Origin of the sequence: Sandaracinus amylolyticus (assembly GCF_021631985.1) — a bacterium.
GTDB lineage: Bacteria > Myxococcota_A > Polyangia > Polyangiales > Sandaracinaceae > Sandaracinus > Sandaracinus amylolyticus_A.
Map to the genome: position 1 here is coordinate 6,234,222 of NZ_CP070225.1, position 17,282 is coordinate 6,251,503.

Annotated in this window: 14 protein-coding genes; 8 read left to right on the forward strand and 6 right to left on the reverse strand. The window is 71.4% G+C overall.

Features of this window, described 5'->3' with window-relative positions; genetic code table 11:
* Positions 1-18: 18 nt before the first annotated feature.
* On the reverse strand, positions 19-1,497 hold the full coding sequence (locus I5071_RS26390) for an alkaline phosphatase D family protein (RefSeq protein ID WP_236515610.1): 1,479 nt from the start codon (positions 1,495-1,497) through the stop codon (positions 19-21).
* A 207-nt stretch (positions 1,498-1,704) separates the two neighbouring features.
* Between I5071_RS26390 and I5071_RS26395 the strand changes: the two genes are divergently transcribed.
* From I5071_RS26395 to I5071_RS26405, 3 genes are all read left to right on the forward strand, one after another.
* Positions 1,705-2,697: a hypothetical protein gene (locus I5071_RS26395; RefSeq protein WP_236515611.1), complete on the forward strand. Its 993-nt coding sequence runs from the start codon at positions 1,705-1,707 to the stop codon at positions 2,695-2,697.
* A 200-nt stretch (positions 2,698-2,897) separates the two neighbouring features.
* Entirely contained in the window at positions 2,898-3,518 is a 621-nt protein-coding gene (locus tag I5071_RS26400) for a hypothetical protein (protein ID WP_236515612.1), read from the forward strand.
* A gap of 165 nt (positions 3,519-3,683) precedes the next feature.
* Positions 3,684-4,199, forward strand: a complete 516-nt coding sequence (locus I5071_RS26405; RefSeq protein WP_236515613.1) for a hypothetical protein — start codon at positions 3,684-3,686, stop codon at positions 4,197-4,199.
* Here the strand turns inward: I5071_RS26405 and I5071_RS26410 are convergent, their stop codons facing one another.
* Complete coding sequence (locus tag I5071_RS26410; RefSeq protein ID WP_236515614.1) at positions 4,200-7,874, reverse strand: FAD-dependent oxidoreductase; 3,675 nt, start codon at positions 7,872-7,874, stop codon at positions 4,200-4,202.
* Between the two features lie 138 nt (positions 7,875-8,012).
* Between I5071_RS26410 and I5071_RS26415 the strand changes: the two genes are divergently transcribed.
* On the forward strand, positions 8,013-8,777 hold the full coding sequence (locus I5071_RS26415) for an alpha/beta fold hydrolase (protein WP_236515615.1): 765 nt from the start codon (positions 8,013-8,015) through the stop codon (positions 8,775-8,777).
* A gap of 283 nt (positions 8,778-9,060) precedes the next feature.
* Here the strand turns inward: I5071_RS26415 and I5071_RS26420 are convergent, their stop codons facing one another.
* Complete coding sequence (locus I5071_RS26420) at positions 9,061-9,315, reverse strand: YbeD family protein (protein WP_236515616.1); 255 nt, start codon at positions 9,313-9,315, stop codon at positions 9,061-9,063.
* Between the two features lie 29 nt (positions 9,316-9,344).
* Positions 9,345-9,701, reverse strand: a complete 357-nt coding sequence (locus I5071_RS26425; protein WP_236515617.1) for a nucleotide pyrophosphohydrolase — start codon at positions 9,699-9,701, stop codon at positions 9,345-9,347.
* A 66-nt stretch (positions 9,702-9,767) separates the two neighbouring features.
* On the opposite strand from I5071_RS26425, the gene I5071_RS26430 reads away from it, so the two are divergent.
* Positions 9,768-10,022 carry a hypothetical protein gene (locus I5071_RS26430; RefSeq protein WP_236515618.1) on the forward strand — a complete coding sequence of 85 codons (255 nt, stop codon included), beginning with the start codon at positions 9,768-9,770 and terminating at the stop codon, positions 10,020-10,022.
* A 151-nt stretch (positions 10,023-10,173) separates the two neighbouring features.
* Positions 10,174-12,690 carry an ATP-binding protein gene (locus I5071_RS26435; protein WP_236515619.1) on the forward strand — a complete coding sequence of 839 codons (2,517 nt, stop codon included), beginning with the start codon at positions 10,174-10,176 and terminating at the stop codon, positions 12,688-12,690.
* A 37-nt stretch (positions 12,691-12,727) separates the two neighbouring features.
* Here I5071_RS26435 and I5071_RS26440 read toward each other — a convergent pair whose 3' ends face one another.
* Together I5071_RS26440 and I5071_RS26445 are read right to left on the reverse strand one after the other, a co-directional pair.
* Positions 12,728-13,198, reverse strand: coding sequence for a Mut7-C RNAse domain-containing protein (locus I5071_RS26440; RefSeq protein ID WP_236515620.1), 471 nt, complete (start codon positions 13,196-13,198; stop codon positions 12,728-12,730).
* A 38-nt stretch (positions 13,199-13,236) separates the two neighbouring features.
* Positions 13,237-14,355, reverse strand: coding sequence for a 1-aminocyclopropane-1-carboxylate deaminase/D-cysteine desulfhydrase (locus tag I5071_RS26445; RefSeq protein WP_236515621.1), 1,119 nt, complete (start codon positions 14,353-14,355; stop codon positions 13,237-13,239).
* 50 nt (positions 14,356-14,405) lie between these two features.
* On the opposite strand from I5071_RS26445, the gene I5071_RS26450 reads away from it, so the two are divergent.
* Positions 14,406-15,533 carry a Rieske 2Fe-2S domain-containing protein gene (locus I5071_RS26450; RefSeq protein WP_236515622.1) on the forward strand — a complete coding sequence of 376 codons (1,128 nt, stop codon included), beginning with the start codon at positions 14,406-14,408 and terminating at the stop codon, positions 15,531-15,533.
* Complete coding sequence (locus I5071_RS26455) at positions 15,530-17,248, forward strand: aldo/keto reductase (protein ID WP_268921145.1); 1,719 nt, start codon at positions 15,530-15,532, stop codon at positions 17,246-17,248. The genes I5071_RS26450 and I5071_RS26455 overlap by 4 nt, the downstream gene beginning before the upstream one ends.
* Positions 17,249-17,282: the final 34 nt, after the last annotated feature.

A 17,282-nucleotide genomic window follows, 5' to 3' on the forward strand; every position in this document is an offset into this window, starting at 1 on the left:
GCGATCCGTGATGCGCCATCACCCGAGCGGGTATTCGATGGTCTCGATCGCCGACCCCGAGGCGTCGTACCACCACACGCGCGCACGGGTGGTCTCGGGGTCGAGATCGATCACGACGTAGTTGTTCGTCGTGCTCTGGAAGTCGAACTGATCGCCGCCGAGGATCCCGGCGAGCGGATTGCCCGACTGCGCGCCCGGGCCGGCGAGGATCTCGATCTGCGAGCTCCCGAGGCCCGAGGGCGACACGCGCTGCGCGCTCGCGAGGTGGAAGTCGCCCGCGACCCAGAGCACGCCGGTGATCGCCTCGTCGTCGATGAAGCCGAGGATCTCGTCGCGCTGCGCGGCATAGCCCTCCCAGCGATCGTTCGAGGCCGCGTCGAAGAGCGTCGGGAAGTTCGCGATCGGCACGGAATTCACGAGGATCTTGAACACCGCGTCGCTCGCCGCGAGGCCGGCCTTGAGCCAGTCCATCTGCGCGCGCGAGAGGTACTCGGCGTCCTCGTCGCGGCGCGTCGATGGCTTCCGCTCGCTGCGGCAGTCGAGCACGAAGATCTCCGCGGTGCGCCCCCAGCGCATCGACTTCCACACGCGATCGGGCGCGCTCTCGTCGCGCCGCACCGGCTGGTGCTCGAAGAACGTCTGCTTCGCCGCGGCGAGCTGCGCGGCGTCGAACGTCTCGGGGTTCCAGTCGTTGTCGAACTCGTGGTCGTCCCACGTCGACAGGCCGCTCGTGGCGCCGCGGATCGCGCGATACCCCGCGCGCGACAGGCTCTCGCCCCACTTGTCGCGATACTGCGCGAGCGAGCGCGCGCCGTCGTTGTAGGTCGTGTCGCCGAGATAGAGGAAGACGTCGAGATCCTCGCGCGACGCCGCATGCGCGAGCGTGGCGACTTCGCGTGAGTTCGACGTGCACGAGCACGCGCCGATGCGCAGCACGTCTGCCACGTCCCCCGCCGGCGCCGCGCGCATGCGCCCGATGGGACTGCGCGCCACACGCTCGCCGGCCTCGATCTCGAAGAAGACGTAGCGGTGACGCGCACCCGGGGTGAGCGCCTCCACATCGACGCTCACGACGCCGTGCTCGCCCGGCGTGACCTCCGCGGCGTGCACGGTGCGCGCGTAGCGGTTCTCGTCCATCTCCCAGACGACCAGCTCGAGCGCGCGATCGCCGGTGTAACGCGTCCAGAAGATCGCGCGCGTGGTGGTCGCATCGCCGCTCGCGACGCCGAGCGGGAAGATCGTGGTCGCGGCCTCGGGCAGGTCGTCGGGCGGCTCGACCGGCGCGACGCCGCTGTCGGGCGGGCCCGCGTCGATCGCGGTCGCCGCGTCGTCGTCCTGGATGCGCGCGTCGCGCGCCAGCACGCCGCCGTCTGGATCCTCGCTCGTCGATCCACCGCCGCAGCCGGTGCCGAGGCCCACCGCCGCGACCACCGCCGCGCCGAGGAATTCGCGCCGTGTCTGCTTGGTCTCGTCGTCTCGATCGTTCGGACCCGACATCGCTCTCACCCCCGCGCGGGACGCTAACAGCGCTCGGTGTCGGCGCGGAAGCAGGGGGGCGTGCGCTGCGTCGCAGGCGCGCGCCGCGACATCACGCCACGCCGTCACGCAGGGAGGTGGCACGCACGCTGCTGAATCGAGCGCGGCTCGCCGGCGCGCGATTGGACGCGCGGTCGCGACGAGAGACAAGCAGACGGAGGACAAAGCATGCGTAGCTGGAAGGGCGCCGCAGCAGCCGGCGTGTGGCTGGTCGCCGCGGCGTGCGGTGGTGAGGGAACCGAGACGTCGCGTGCCGATCTCGAGAGCGAGAGCATCGGAGGCGAAGCGGTCGCGACCGGCGAGACGCGCCGCACTCTCGAGGACGAGTACTCCGCTGCGCAGAGCGATGCCTACGGTGTCGATCCCGCGGTCACCCGCGAGATGCAGTCGAGCGGCACCGGCGCGTCGGGCTCGGTCGGCGCCGAGGGCATGGGCACCGGCGCAGGTGTGAGTGGCTCGATCGACGAGAGCGGCATGCGCGCCGGCACGACCGGCGACATCGGCGCGAGCGGTGAGATCGGCACCGAGGGCGTCAGCGGCTCGATGCAGGAGCCCGGCATGGCGCAGTCGGGCGCGATGCAGGAGCCCGGCATGGAGCAGCAGCCCGGCATGGCGCAGGAGCCGGGCATGGAGCCCGAGCCGATGGCGCAGGCCAACGTCTGCCCCGCCGACATCGAGGGCCTCAACGTGCGCGTCTCGACGATCCCGCGCGGTGGCGCGCTCGTCTTCACGGTGCGCAACGAGGAGAACGTCACCGAGCTCCGTGATCGTCTCAACACGTTCGCCGACATGCATCGTCGTCATCACGAGCAGATGCAGCCGGGCGCGACCGGGGCGGCGGAGACGACCCAGCCGGGCGCGAGCGCGCAGGCGGACGTCGGCCCGGGTGGCGTGAGCGGCAGCGCGGGCATGGGTGAGCACGAGGGCCACGCCGGGATGACCGCGCAGGCCGGCACCGAGCAGGAGCAGTTCGCCGATCCGAGCGCGCTGATCCACCAGGCGAGCGAGGTGCGCGTCGTCGAGATCCCGCGCGGTGCGCGCCTCGAGGTGCGCCTCGACGACTCGACGCAGGTCCGCGATCTCCGCAGCGAGCTGCGCGAGGACGCGACGATGCTGCGCGAGGGCCGCTGCCCGCTCGCGCTGCAGGTCGAGAGCACCTGATCGCATCGCGCGCGCTCGGCAGAGCGCACGGCGAACACGCGACGCGCTCGCTCCTCGTGGGGCGGGCGCGTTCGCGTTTCGCGCGCACGTCGCAGCGACGCCACGCCTCGCCACGAGCCGAGCACGGCAAGCGAATTGCTCTTCTCACGTCCGCGCGAGGTCGATGCTCGACCTCGCCATCACGCAGAGGAGAGACGCAGATGCAACATCGATCGTGGATGTCGATCGCCGCGCTCGCCCTCGGCCTGGCGGCGACGGCTCCCGCGGCCGCGCAAGAGGTCGAGGTCGAGCAGAACTACTACTACGAGCCGGTCGTCGTGGAAGAGCCCCACGACTTCGTGCGCTTCCGCTTCGGCATCAGCGGGCTCGGTGGCGGGCAGTGGGAGTCGGGCCCCGACCTCGGCATGGGCGGCGCCGCGCTCCGTCTGGGCGTGCAGATCGGCGACATCTTCGCGGTCTACTACCAGCCCACCGGCATGATCGGCTCGATCATCGATCGCGATCCCGGTCGCGACGAGATCGCGGGATTGATGTGGAACACCGCGATGGCGGAGCTGACGCTCGGCAACATGTTCCAGATCGGCGTGGGCCCCTCGGTCGACTTCATCTGGGGCTGTGAAGAGGACATCCAGGACGAGCTCGAGTGTGCGAACAGCGACGTCTTCTTCGGCCTCGACGGTCGCCTCGCGCTCGTGCTCGGCGACTACGGTCCCGGCTCGCGCGAGGGCTTCGTGATCGAGGCGCGCATCCATCCGACCTGGTTCTCCGACGACGAGGCGTCGATCGCAGTGCTCGGGGGTCTCGGCTTCGAGGTCTATTGAGCCCGCGACGCGAGCGACGGTAGGAATCGGCGGGCGAGCCGGTCCCGAGCGAGGCACGGCGCGCGCGAGCGCCGCCGGGAGGGAGCCGCGCGAGGGTCGCACCACCTGGTGCGGCCCTCGTGTCGTTTTCTTGACGTGCACGGTGGGGCGCGCGCGGATCGCACGGTGAGCGCGGATCGCACGTCGTGGATGGCCCTCGCGCTGGTGCTCGCGTCGATCGCGGTCACGACGTGGATCGCGCGCGCATGGCGTCGCCTCCGCGCGCGATCGCGGCAGCTGCGCGCTCGGCGCGGAGAGCGCGATGCCGAGCGACTGCTCGCGCGCGCCGGATGGGTCGTCGAGGCACGACAGGTCGCGCGCACGCTGCGCTTCGAGGTCGACGGCGCGCCCACCGAAGCGAACGTGCGCTGCGATCTGCTGGTGCGGCGCGGCGCGCGTCGCTGCGTCGCCGAGGTGAAGACCGGCGCGCTCGCACCGCGCCTCGATCACGCGCCGACGCGCCGCCAGCTCCTCGAGTACCGGCTCGCGTTCGACGTCGACGGCGTGCTGCTCGTCGACGCCGAGTCCGGACGCGTGATGGAGGTGCGCTTCCCGCTCGCGATGCCACGACGCATGAGCGTCTTGCTGTGGCTCGTCGCGGGCGCGGCGCTCGGTGCGATCACCACGCTGCTCGCGCGGTGATCACTCCGCAGCTTGCGCGACGCTCTCGCTCGCGAGCACGTGCGCGAGCCACGCGTCCGCGAGCTTCTCGTGCGCCGAGCTCTGGCGCAGTCGCTGCCGCAGGAAGTCGAAGTCGACCTCGTCGAGCGGCTGATCCTGCTCGTAGCACGTGTACACGAAGCGCTCCTTGCCGGTCGCCGGGTCCACGCGCCGCTGCAGGCACTGCCCGCAGATCTCTTTCATCATGCACTGCATCGGCGAGTTGATGCTGCCGAGCGCGACCTTCGCGCGGCCGAGCTGCACGAGCGGTCCCTGCCGCGCATCGCGCACCGCGCGCATCATCCCGTCGGAGCCGATCGCGAGCACACGATCGACCTCGCCGAGCGAGAACACGCGCTCGCCGAGCTCACCGCGCTCGTAGGCCTGCATCGCCTGCACGATGTTCCCGCGGAACTGCCCGTCCTGCGGGCGGCGCGGCGCGATCGACGCGCCGGTGTCGTTCGCCCAGATGACCTGATCCGAGCTCGCCTCGATCTCGTCCTGCTCGAAGAGCTGCGCGCTGTCGCGATAGCCCGCGAAGTACAGCACGCGCGATCCCGCCTCGCGCAGCGCGCGACCGATCGAGAAGAGCACCGCGTTGCCGAGCCCGCCGCCGAGCAGGAGCACGTTCTCGCCGTGCCCGATCTCGGTGGGCGCGCCGGTCGGGCCCATCAGCACGATCGGATCGCCGGGACGCATGCGCTCGCAGAGCTTCGACGACGCGCCCATCTCGAGCACGATCACCGAGACCAGGCCGCGCTCGAGATCGGTGCGTGCACCGGTGAGCGCGAGGCCCTCGGTGACGAGTGACGTGCCTTGCGCGCGCGACGCCAGGCTCTCGAGGCCCTGCAGTCGATAGAACTGCCCGGGCCGGAACGCGCGGGCCGCGCGCGGCGCGTGCACCACGACCTCGACGATGCCGGGCGCGAGCCGCTTCGTCTCGTGCACCCGCGCGAGCAGCTCGTCGTCGAGCGTCGCGACGAGCGCGCTCCACGACGCGTCGCGCGTGCTCTGGTGCGCGGGATCGAGCGCCGCGATCTCGCGCGCGAAGAGACGCGAGACGTGCACGTGCCCGTCCTTCGCGCTCGCCATCGCCTTCACGACGCTGCCCGCGTACTTCGGGTGGTTGTCGCCGTAGTAGCTGACGACGCGCCCGTCCTTCGCATGGCTCGTGAAGAAGCCCTCGCCGCTCGGCGCGGGCACCAGCGTGATCGCTCCGTCCTCGCCCACCCGCGCGTCGTGGCTCGCGAAGAACCCGCGGCGATCGATCGCGAACGTGCCGGGGTGCTCGCGCTCGTAGGTCACGTTCGGGCGCGTGCCCGCCGCGACCAGGATCGTGCGCGCCGGCACCTTCACGCGCTCGCCGGTCCCACGCAGCGCGCCGCCCTCCGCGATCTCCTGGCGCTCGAAGCTGATCGCCTCCGCCGCGCCGAAGCGATCGACGTGCACCTCCGCAGGCGCGAGGAGCTCGAGGTAGCGCACGCCCTCCTCGAGCGACTTCGCGACCTCTTCGTGGTTCAGGCGGTACGCCGGCGAGTCCGCGAGGCGACGACGGTACGCGAGCCGCACCCCGCCCCACCCATCGAGCAGCGCCTGGATGCGCGGCGCACGCAGCTCGCGCGCCGCCGCCGCGCGCTCTTCACGAAGCGCGCGCGCGTGCTCGAGGTGCTCGCGCACCACCTCGCGCTCTTCCTCGTCGAGCCGCGCCAGCACTGCGTCGATCGAGCGCCCGCGCGCCATCGCCTCGACGCGCTCCAGCGTCTTCTCGACCTGCACCACGTAGTACGCGAGCAGCTCGGTCGCCGCGTCGATCGCGGTCAGACCGCCGCCGATCACGACCGCGGGCAGGCGCACCTGGAGCTGCGCGAGCGAGTCGCGCTTGAACGCGCCGCCGAGCTGCAAGCCCATCAGGAAGTCGCTCGCCTGGCGCACGCCGCGCGCGAGCCCGTTGGGCACGTCGATCATCGTCGGCTTGCCCGCGCCCGCCGCGATCGCGACGTGATCGAAGCCGAGCGACCACGCGTCCTCGAGCGTGATCGTCCCGCCGAAGCGCACGCCGCCATACGCGCGGAACGTCGCGCGACGCGCGAGGTTCAGGTGCAGCAGCGCGAGGAACGACTTGTCCCAGCGCACCGTGATGCCGTACTCGCTCACGCCGCCGAAGCCGCCGATCACGCGCTCCTCGAGCGGCGCGCGCAGCGCGTCCACGTCGCGCACCGGCACCGGCGGACGCTCGCTCGATCCCACCAGCTCGGGCGGCAGCGGCTCGAGCTTCAGCCCGTCGATCGCGACGACCCCGAACCCCTCGTTCACGAGGTGATGGCAGAGCGTGTAGCCCGCGGGCCCGAGCCCGACGACGAGCACGTTCTTCCCGATGTTCGCGCGGGGGTACGGGCGCGTGACCTGGAGCGGGTTCCAGCGCGTCAGCAGCGACCAGATCTCGAAGCCCCAGGGCAGACGCAGCACGTCCTCGAGGACGCGCGTCTCGATCTCCGGGATGTTCACCGGCTCCGAGGTCTGGAAGACGCACGCCTTCATGCAGTCGTTGCAGATGCGGTGACCGGTGCCGGGGCACATCGGGTTCGCGATCGTCACCGCCGCGAGCGCGCCGATCACCTCTCCGCCGCGGCGCAGCTCGTTCATCTCGCCGATCGGCTCGTGCAGCGGACAGCCCGGCAGCTCGACGCCGATGGGGTTCTTCTTGAGCGCGCCGCTCTTGTCCTTGAGGCCCTTGCTGCACGAGTCCTTCTCGCGCGCGTGGCAGTCGAGGCAGAGATCGACCTCGGTCGCGATCGCACGCGGCGAGCCGCGATGATCGGTGAGCGCGAACGGCTCGACCCGCTCGCGACGATGATCGCGCGGCCCCTCGAGCTCGCCCGGCGCGCGCGCATCCTTGGGCACCCGCAGCTCGACGAGCTTCTCGTGGTGCAGCTCGTGGCGCGCGCGCAGCGAGGGCCAGCGCGACACCGGATCGGCGGCATCGGCGCGACGCGCGTGGATCGACACGACGATCGCATCGATCACCCGCGCCGCGAGCGCTCCATCGTCGAGCGCGCTCACGTCGTCGGCGAGGGCGACCGACGCCCGCAGCCGCGACGCGTCCTCGCGCAGCGCGTCGGTCCAGCTCGCGCCACCGCCGCGCGCGACCTTGCGCGCGGTGTCGTCGATCGCGTGCACCCGCAGCCCCGCGATCGCGATCGCGCGCTCTTCGTCCTGGTCGTCGGCGGCGAACGTCGTGCGCGCTGCCGACGCGATCGCGTGCGCGGTCTCGAGCGCACTGCTCCACGCGGGCGTGGTCTTCGCGTCGATCACCCGCTTCTTGAGCACCGCCTTGCGGAACGCGAACACCGGCTCCTCGAGCGCGATCGATCGCGAGCGCTCGTCGACCTCGCGCTCGACCCCGAAGAGCCGCGCGACGAATCGACCGACGTAGGGCGCGACCGCGACGATCGTCGCCGACACGTCCTTCGCGCCGAGCGCGTCCGGCGCCGCACGCCATGTCTCGAGCCGCGCGTGGGCCTCGCCGTCCTGCTCCGCGAGCCACGCGTCGAAGCGCTCGTGCAGCGCTCGCAACCCGGTCGGATGGTGCAGATCGGGCCAGGAGAAGCCCTCGATGCCGAGGTGCAACGTCTCGGACTCGTTCAGCAAAGCGCGCATTGCTGAGTAAATCTATCGGGAATTGGGGGAAGTCGCAACCGGAGCCACTGGGGAGGTACACACGGGCCGTCCGAATGCGCGTGTCTCCGGCCCGTGATCTCGTCGTGCCCACACCGCGTCGCCTACGCTGCCCAGCGCATGCGCTCGTTCCATCTGCGCGTCCGCGGCGTCGAGCTCGCGTGCGAAGAGCACGGCGAGGGCGCGCGGGCGCTGGTGCTCGTCCACGGCTACACCGGATCACGACGCGACTTCGCGTGGGTCGCCCCTGCGCTCGCCGCGCACGAGCGTCGCGTGATCGTGATCGAGCAGCGCGGGCACGGGCGCTCGACGTGGCTGCGCGACGACGAGGCGTACACGCTCGACGCGCTCACCCACGACCTCGGCGCGGCGCTCGATGCGCTCGAGCTCGATCGCGTCGATCTCGTCGGGCACTCGATGGGCGGCCAGGTCGCGCTACGGCTCGCGCTCGACGCGCCGCATCGGGTGCGCTCGCTGGCGCTGGTCTCGACCTGGGGCGGCTGCATCGACGTGTTCCCGAAGCCGCCGCTGCACAGCCGCGTGATCGACGCGTTCCCGCTGCTCCGTCAGGCGGCCGATGCCTACCACCGCACCCGCGGCCGCCAGGTCCCCGCGGCGCCGCTCGACGTCGATCCCCACGCGTATCGCGCGCTTCCTCGCACCATGCGCGCGGCCGATCTGCGCGGGCGCCTCACGTCGCTGCACGTGCCCACGCGCGTGATCGTCGGCGGCGCGGACGCCCGCTTCGTGCCCCACGCGGCCGCGCTCGCGCGCGTGATCCCGGACGCGACGCTCACGGTGATCGATCACGCCGGCCATCAGGTGATGACCGAGCGCCCGCGCGCATTCGTCGACGTGCTCGAGCCCCACCTCGCCGCGAGCTGAGGAGATTCTTGAGGAAAGCAGGAGGGTTAGGAAGACCACGTCACCGAGCCTTCCTGCCGACTCACCTGCGCACCGTTGATCCCGACGAGACTTCTTCGTTGGAGCACTGAGCGCGAAGTCGCGGTGCACCACGAACGAAGCACCGTGGTCTTCCTACTCCTCCTGCTCTCCTCAGAAATTCTCTTCGTTCGAGCACCACAGGCGAAGTTGCGGTGCACCACGCGCAAAGCACCCGTGGTCTTCCTTCTCCTCCTGCTCTCCTCAGAAGCTCCGGCTCTCCTCGCTACATGACGAGCCGCACCGCCGGATGCGCGACGAGCTCGCGATGCAAGTCGTCGCGCTCCTGCTCGGTGTGGACGATCAGCACCACGTGCAGCGAGATCCAGCGGCCCTCGCGGCTGCGGCGCGGCTCCGCGACGCTGTGCGCGCGCGAGCCCATCACGGTCACGATCGCGGAGCGGAGCTCCACCTCGTCGGCGCCGATCACCCGGTACTCCCACTCGAGCGGGTACGTCAGCGTGGGTCGCGCGTTCGACATGACGTGATCGTAGCGCGGGGCCGCTCGAATCACAGCTCGTCGTACTTCTTCGCGTTGCCGCGCGCCTTCTCGACCGGGTACTTCTGCGCGTTGAGCTGCATCTTCGCGCGCACCGCGTCGTCGAGCGCGATGCCCGTCGCGTGCGCGAGGAAGAGCAAGTAGACCTGCACGTCGGCCAGCTCGTGCGCGACCTTCTCGCGGTACGCGGGATCGCGCAGCGCCTCCGCGATCTCCGCGTCGTCCTTCCACAAGAAGAGCTCCGCGAGCTCGCCCGCCTCGATGCCGAGCCCCATCGCGAGGTTCTTCGGCGTGTGGAAGCGCCCCCACTCTCGCTCGTCGCGGAAGCGCAGCGCCTCGCGCGCGAGCTCGTCGAACGTCGTCGTCATCTCCGCACCATAGCCGGGAAGCCGACGAACGTTCGTGCGTACGATGCGCCCCGGGAGGGTGCACGAATGCAGCAACCGGGGCCGCGGGACATCCCGCCGACGATGGGGATGCCGGTGCAGCCGCCGCCTCCGCCCTTCCCTCCGCCGCGCTCGCCCACTCGCGGCAGCGGCGCGCGCATCGGCATCATCGCCGGGGTCGTCGCGGGCCTCGGCTGCCTCGGGCTGATCGGCCTCGCGGGCGCAGCCGGCGTCGTGTACTTCGTGCTCTCCGACATCGACGCGCCGCCGTACATCGACGCGCCGCCCACGCCGCCTGGGTGATCGGAGGCGGCCCGACGATCGGCGGCGCGGAGCGGAGCGAGACGAGTCGTGCTGCGGTGCACGCGCGGCCAGAAACCGCTGATCGCCGTAGCACCAAATGGTAGACTCGCGGCCCACTCGCCATCATTCGATGACTTCGGATCCTCACGAGTTGCTGACACGGATCGAAGAGCACGCTCGCGCCGCGCTCGAAGGTCGAATCGAGGCATCGGCGGCGCTGGAAGCGATCGCTCGACTCGCTTCGCGGGACACGCCGCTCGGGCACGGCGATCACGTCGAGTCTTCCGCGAAGCGGGATCACGACCGCGAGAGCTCGAGGGTCCTCAAGAACATCATCGACCACATTCCGTACGTCGTGTTCTGGAAGGACGTCCGCTCCGTCTATCTCGGATGCAACGCAGCGCTGGCGCGGATCGGCGGCCTCGCGAGCCCCGACGACATCGTGGGTCGAGACGACTTCTCGATGCCGTGGACGAGGGAAGAGGCCGAGTTCTTCCGCTCCGTCGATCGCCGTGTGATGGAGTCCGGCCAGGCCGAGCTCGACATCGAGGAGACGCAGGTCCAGGCCGACGGCCGTCGGCGCGTCATCCTCACGAGCAAGGTCCCGCTGCGCGACGAGTCCAATGCGGTCATCGGGATCCTCGGCATCTTCACCGACATCACCGAGCGCAAAGAGCTCGAGCAACAGCTCCTCCAGGCGAAGGAAGCCGCGGAGGTCTCGGCTCGCGTCAAGTCGGACTTCCTCGCGGTCGTGAGCCACGAGCTGCGCACGCCGCTCACTCTGATCCTCAGCCCGCTCGAGTCGCTGTTGTCCGAGGCGCGAGGGGAGCTGCCGACGCGGGTCATCGGCACGCTCGAGAGTGTGTATCGGAACGCGCAGCGGCTGCGGATCCTCACCGAGGACATCCTCGAGTTCAGCCGACGAGAAGCCGGGCACCTCGCGCTCGACCCACGACCTCTCGACGTCGCGGGGCACGTCGGACAGCTCGCGCTCGACCTGGCACCGGCGGCCGCTGCGCGTGGGATCGAGCTCCGCGCGACGACGCTCGATCCCGCGCTCGGCGTCGCGCTGGTCGACATCGCGAAGCTCGACAAGATCCTGATCAACCTGCTCGGGAACGCGCTGAAGTTCACGCCCGCTGGCGGCGAGATCACCGTGTCGGCAGAGCTCGTCGACGACACGATGGTGTTCGCAGTGCGCGACACCGGCATCGGCATCGACCCCGCCGATCACGATCGCGTGTTCCGGCGCTTCGAGCAGATCGAAGGAGGCTCGGCGCGCGCGCACGGGGGAGTCGGGCTCGGGCTCTCGCTGGTCAAGGGGCTCGCCGAAGCGATGCAGGGATCGGTCTCCGTCGACAGCGAGCTCGGCCGAGGCGCCACGTTCGCCGTGCGCATCCCGCGGCGCGCTGCCGATCGCGGCGCGCTCCCTCTGGTGCGCGATCTCGATCTCACGCCGCGTGCGCTCGTCGTGGACACTCCCGCCGACTCGCCGGCCCCTGCGCGGGCGCCGGCGGACGCGGCGCGCGTCGTCGTGGCCGAGGACAGCAGCGATCTGCGGCAGTACCTCACGCAGTTGTTGAGCGCGGAGTTCCAGGTCGTCGCCGTCGCGAACGGACAGCTCGCGTACGAGGTGATCCGGGAGCAGAGGCCCGACGTCGTCGTGTCCGACGTCATGATGCCCGTGATGGACGGTTTCGAGCTCGTCCGGCGACTCAAGGCCGACCCCGCGCTCGCGACCATCCCCGTTGTTCTCCTGACCGCGCGCGCGGGCGCCGAAGCGGCCGCGGACGGGCTCGATCGCGGTGCCGACGACTATCTCAGCAAGCCGTTCAGCCCGCTGGATCTCCTGGCCAGGGTTCGCTCCGCCCACCGCATGAAGGTGCTGCGCGATCGTCTGCTCGAGGCGCATCGCCGCGCGGCCGACGCAGAGCGAGAGGAGGCGCTGCGAGACACACGCGCGGCGCTCGCCGAGATCGGCAAGGTCGCGAGCCTCGGAGAGATGGCCGCCGCCGTCGCCCACGAGATCAACCAGCCGCTGGCAGGCCTGGGCCTCAGCGCGCGCACGCTGCTCCGGTGGCTGCGCGCGGAGCGACCCGACATGGACGAAGTGCAGGCCGCCGCGGATCGGATCGTCCGCGACGTGAAGCGCGCGGCGGAGGTCGTCACGCGCATCCGCGAGCTGTTCGGCAATTCCGCGGGCGTGAAGGTGGCAGTCGACGTGAACGACGCCGTGACGGAGGTCATCGCGTTGACGCGGGACCGCATGCGCGCGGCGGGGGCGTCGATCCGAGCGGAGCTGACGCCGGATCTACCGCCCGCGCTCGGCGATCGCGTGCAGCTCCAGCAGGTCGTCGTGAACCTCGTGGTCAACGCGGCGGACGCGATGCGCGACGTCACCGGTCGCCCGCGCGAGGTCCGGCTCCGGACGCAGCTCGAGGCGGGGCGGATCCGAGTCGACGTGAGCGACATGGGCGTCGGCGTGTCGGACGAGGACAAGGACCGCATCTTCAACGCCTTCCACACCACGAAGGCCGGCGGCATGGGGATGGGATTGTCCATCTGCAAGACGATCGTGGAGAGCCACGGCGGGACGCTCGTGGTGTCGAGCCACGACGGTCCAGGCTCCACCTTCCACTTCGCGCTTCCGCTCTTCCAGCCGCGATAGCCCTCGACGCGCGCGGCGCCGGACCACCACGCGTCTCTCACCGAAGCGCTTCGGCCAGGGCCACTCGACGCGCCACGATCCCCTCCCAGTGCGACCCTTTCCAGAACGCTCGAGCGCATCGATCGCAACGCCAGAACTCATCGAACGCCGAGAGCGACATCGCAGGAACTTCGCGAGCGAGCGACTCGGCGCCGACCGGCACCAGCGCGCCACCGCACGACATGCAGCGCGGATCGATCACCGGCAGCGCGAGCTCGCGCAGCACGAACACCGTCTGATCGAAGAGCGGCTGGGCGCGCGGCACCAGCAGCGCGCGCACCGTGCCGCTCGTGATCGGACGGCGACGCATCAGCGGCCCGTCGGACGTGAGCAGGATCGCCCCGCTCTCCTCGGCGCGGATCACGAGCTCGCCGTCGTCGATCGGCCCCGCGAACTCCGCGTCGTACCCCGACGAGCGCAGCCAGCGCGAGAGCCCGCCCAGCATCGAGTCGCACAGGAAGCGCACCACGCGATCGTGGGGCCGCGGCCCGAGGGCCGGAACCTCGCTCAGGCGACCTCGGGCGCGTCGAGCAGCGCGCGCAGCCGCGGCGGCAGCTTCTCTCGCGCCTGCGCCGACACCGTGGGGCGCGCGGCGGAGAGCGTGCTCCACATCATCACGTTCTTCCCGCGCCAGCGCGGCTCGGCCGCGATCGTGCGCAGCCCGTCGAGCGCCTTGCCGCTGTACGTGACCTCGCCCTCGGCGCCGATGAGCGCGCGCACGTGATCGATCGCGTCGATCGCCGCGGGCGTCGGGTGGCCGTAGCCCGGTCCGATCGCGCCGTGGTGCAGCGAGAACCGAGCGCGCCCGCGCTGCTTCTTCCAGCGCTCGGGCTCGCGCGCGTGCAGGAATCGATCGGTCGCCCCGATCACCCCGCCGATCGTCACGCGATTCGTCGTGAGCAGCGGCGCGATGCGCACGCCGACGATCTCGGTGTCCCAGCCGAGCCACGCCGCACCGAGCGCGAGCGCGGCGAGCGTCCCCGAGCTCCCGGTCGGCAGCACGATCGCGTCGGGCCGCGGGCACTCGCCGCGCTCCACCTGCTGCGCGAGCTCGAGCATCGCGTCGACGTACCCGAGGTTCGCGAGCGGGTCCGACGCGCCCGGGAGGATCAGGAAATTCTCGCGGCGATCCCGGAGCAGCGCGTCGATCGTGCGCAGCGCCGTGGTGAGGTAGTTGCCGCCCCAGATCAGCTCCGCGCCGGAGTCCGCATCGACCAGCAGCGCGTGCTTCGCGAAGCGCGTGATCGGCTGGTCGTAGAGCACCACGCGCACCTCGAAGCCGAGCGCGCGACCGAAGAGCGCGGTCGCCATCACCTGCGTCGACGCGACGCCACCCGCGGTGACGATGCGCTTCGCGCCGCGCCGCTCCGCGTCGGCGAGCACGAGCTCGTAGCGGCGCACCTTGTTGCCGCCGTAGAGCGGCGACGCGAGATCGTCGCGCTTGATCCAGAGGTCGTCGCGGCCGAGCCAGCGCGCCGCGCTCCCGCCGATGCGCTCGACCGGTGTCGGTAGCTTCGCGAGCGGACGCCACGGAATGTCGCGCGCCAGCGCAGGCAGCGCGTCGAAGAGGAGAGGACGGGTGCGCCCACCGACGTCGAGCGCGAGAGAGGAGGTCGTGGTGGTCACGAGGGGCAGTATCGCCCGTCGTCGGTCGCTCGTGGCAGGATCGCGCGCCTATGACCGAGCGCGTGGACGAGACACACGACGTGAGCACCAAGGAGCGCGACGCGTTCGCGTTCCTGCGCACGAAGGGGCGCGCGTCGGTCGTGCGGCTCGCCGATCAGTGGTTCATCGCGTGCGCATCGAGCGAGCTGAAGGAAGCGCCGCGCGCCGAGACGATCCAGGACGTGCCCCTCGTGCTCTTCCGCGACGAGCGCGGGCGCGCGTCGGCGCTGCTCGATCGCTGTCCTCATCGCAACGTCCCGCTCTCGGGCGGCAAGGTCGTCGCGTCGGACGGGACGATCGAGTGCCCGTACCACGGCTGGCGCTTCGATCGCGAGGGCACCTGCCGCGCGATCCCCTCGTTCTGCGGCGAGCCGGGCGCGAAGGCGCGCGCCGCGCCCGCGTTCCCGGTGATCGAGCAGGACGGCTGGATCTGGGTCTACAGCACGCCGTTCGCGCATCCCGGCGCGCCGATGCCGACCAAGCAGCCGCACCGCTTCGCGCTCGCGAGCGAGCCCGGCTACACGACGGTGCACCAGACCGTCGAGGCCGAGGGCACGATGTACTCGGCGATCGAGAACGCGCTCGACGTGCCGCACACCGCGTTCCTGCATCGCGGCTTGTTCCGCTCGGAGAGCCGCGGCGTGACGCTCACCGTGAAGGTGCGGCGCAGCAAGGATCGTGTGGAGGCCGAGTACGTCGGTGAGCCGCGACCGCCGGGCCTCGTCGCGCGGATCCTCTCGCCCTCGGGCGGGATCGTCACCCACTTCGATCGCTTCATCCTGCCCTCGATCGCACAGGTCGAGTACCGCATCGGCACCGAGAACCACTTCCTCGCCGACACGGTGTGCACGCCGGTCTCGGACTTCCGCACCAAGCTCCACGCGGTCGTCAGCTTCCGCTCGCGCGTGCCCGGCCACGTGATCGCGCCCTTCGTGAAGCCGCTCGCGCTGCGGGTGTTCCAGCAGGACGCGGTGGTGCTCAAGCAGCAGACCGAGACGATCAAGCGCTTCGGCGGCGAGCAGTTCGCGTCGACCGAGATCGACGTGCTCGGAAAGCACATCTGGCGCTTGCTGCGCGCGGCCGAGCGCGGCGACGCATCGCCTCCGGAAGAAGAAGCGGAGCTCCAGCTCGTCGTGTGATCGGCCTCGGCTGCATGCGCCTGTCGGAGATCGACGAGGCGGACGCGATCGCGGTGCTGCACGCGGCGCTCGGCGCGGGCGTGTCGTTGCTCGACACCGCCGACGTGTACGGCCGCGATCTCCACGACGTGCACGGCAACGAGCGCCTCGTCGCGAGGGCGCTCGCGTCGTGGTCGGGCCCGCGGCCGATGGTCGTGACGAAGGCGGGCCTGATCCGCACCCGCGGCAAGTGGGCGAACGACGGGCGTGTCGCCCACCTGCGCGAGGCGTGCGAGCGCAGCCGCGCCGCGCTCGGGGTCGACGCGCTCGATGCGCTGCTGCTCCACGCGCCCGATCCCCGCACGCCGATCGAGACCAGCGCGCGCGCCCTCGCGGCGCTGCGCGAAGCGGGTCTGGTGCGCGCGATCGGGCTCAGCAACGTGACGCTCTCCGAGCTCGATCGCGCCCGGGCGGTCGCACCGATCGAGCTCGTCGAGGTCGCGATCGCGCCCGGCCACGACAGCGTGCTGCGCAGCGGCGTGATCGAGCGCTGCGTCGAGCACGGGATCCGCGTCCTCGCGCACTCGCCGCTCGGCGGGCCCAAGCGCGCGCCCAAGCTCGAGAGCGACACGACGTTCGCTCCGCTCGCGACCAAGCACGGCGTGAGCGCCGCGATGATCGTGCTCGCGTGGCTGCGCGATCTCTCGCCCGCGATCGTGCCGATCCCCGGGGTGCGATCGATCGCCCACGCGCTCGAGGTCGCCGGCGCCGATGCGATCACCCTCGACGACGCGGATCGCGCCGCGCTCGACGCGCGCATCCCGTCGGGCGTGCGCATCCGCGTGCCCGTCGCGGAGCGCAAGCCGCGCCCCGACGGAACGCGCGAGGTCGTCGTGCTCATGGGCATCCAGGGCGCAGGAAAGTCGACGATCGCACGCGAGCTCGAGGGCCACCTGCGGCTCAACCGCGACGAGCTCGGCGGCAAGCTGCGCGGGCTCGTGCCCCGGCTCGACGCGGCGCTGCGCGACGGCGTGGAGCGTGTGGTGCTCGACAACACCTACGCGACGCGCGCCTCGCGCGCCGACGTGATCGACTGCGCGTGGAAGCACCGCGTGCCGGTGCGCTGCGTGTGGCTCGACACGCCGGTCGAGGTCGCGCAGGCGAACGTCGCGCGCCGCATCGTCGAGGCGCACGGGCACCTCCTCGGGCCCAACGAGATCCTCGCGGTGTCGAAGGACGATCCCGGGGTCGTGCCGCCGCTCGCGCTCTTCCGCTTCCGGCGGGAGCTCGAGGCCCCGAGCGCGTCGGAAGGATTCGAGTCGATCGAGATCGTGCCCTTCGCGCGGCGCGCGCGCCCCGAGCACACGCACGCCGGGCGCATCGTGTCGGCCGACGTGATCGCGCGCGACGACGTGCTCGATCGACTGCGCGCCTCGAGCGACGCGTCGCTCTTCGCGTTCGCGTGGGCGCCCGGCCCGACCGAGCGCGAGGCCGCCGAGATCGCGGTGCAGCGCGCGCGCGAGGCGCTCGGTCGAGAGATCGCGCTGCACGTCTGCGCGCACCCCGCGGGCCCGCCGATCTGCTGGTGTCGCCCGCCGCTGCCCGGGATCGCGGTGCTCGCCGTGGAGCGCGCGAAGCTCGACGTGTCGCGCGTCGAGCTGATCTCGCCGCACGGCGCGCACCGCGCGATCGCGGACGCGATCGGCGCGCGCTTCGTGCGCGTCGACGCGCGCTGAGACGGGCACGGTTGCGCGCGCAACCGTGCCCGTC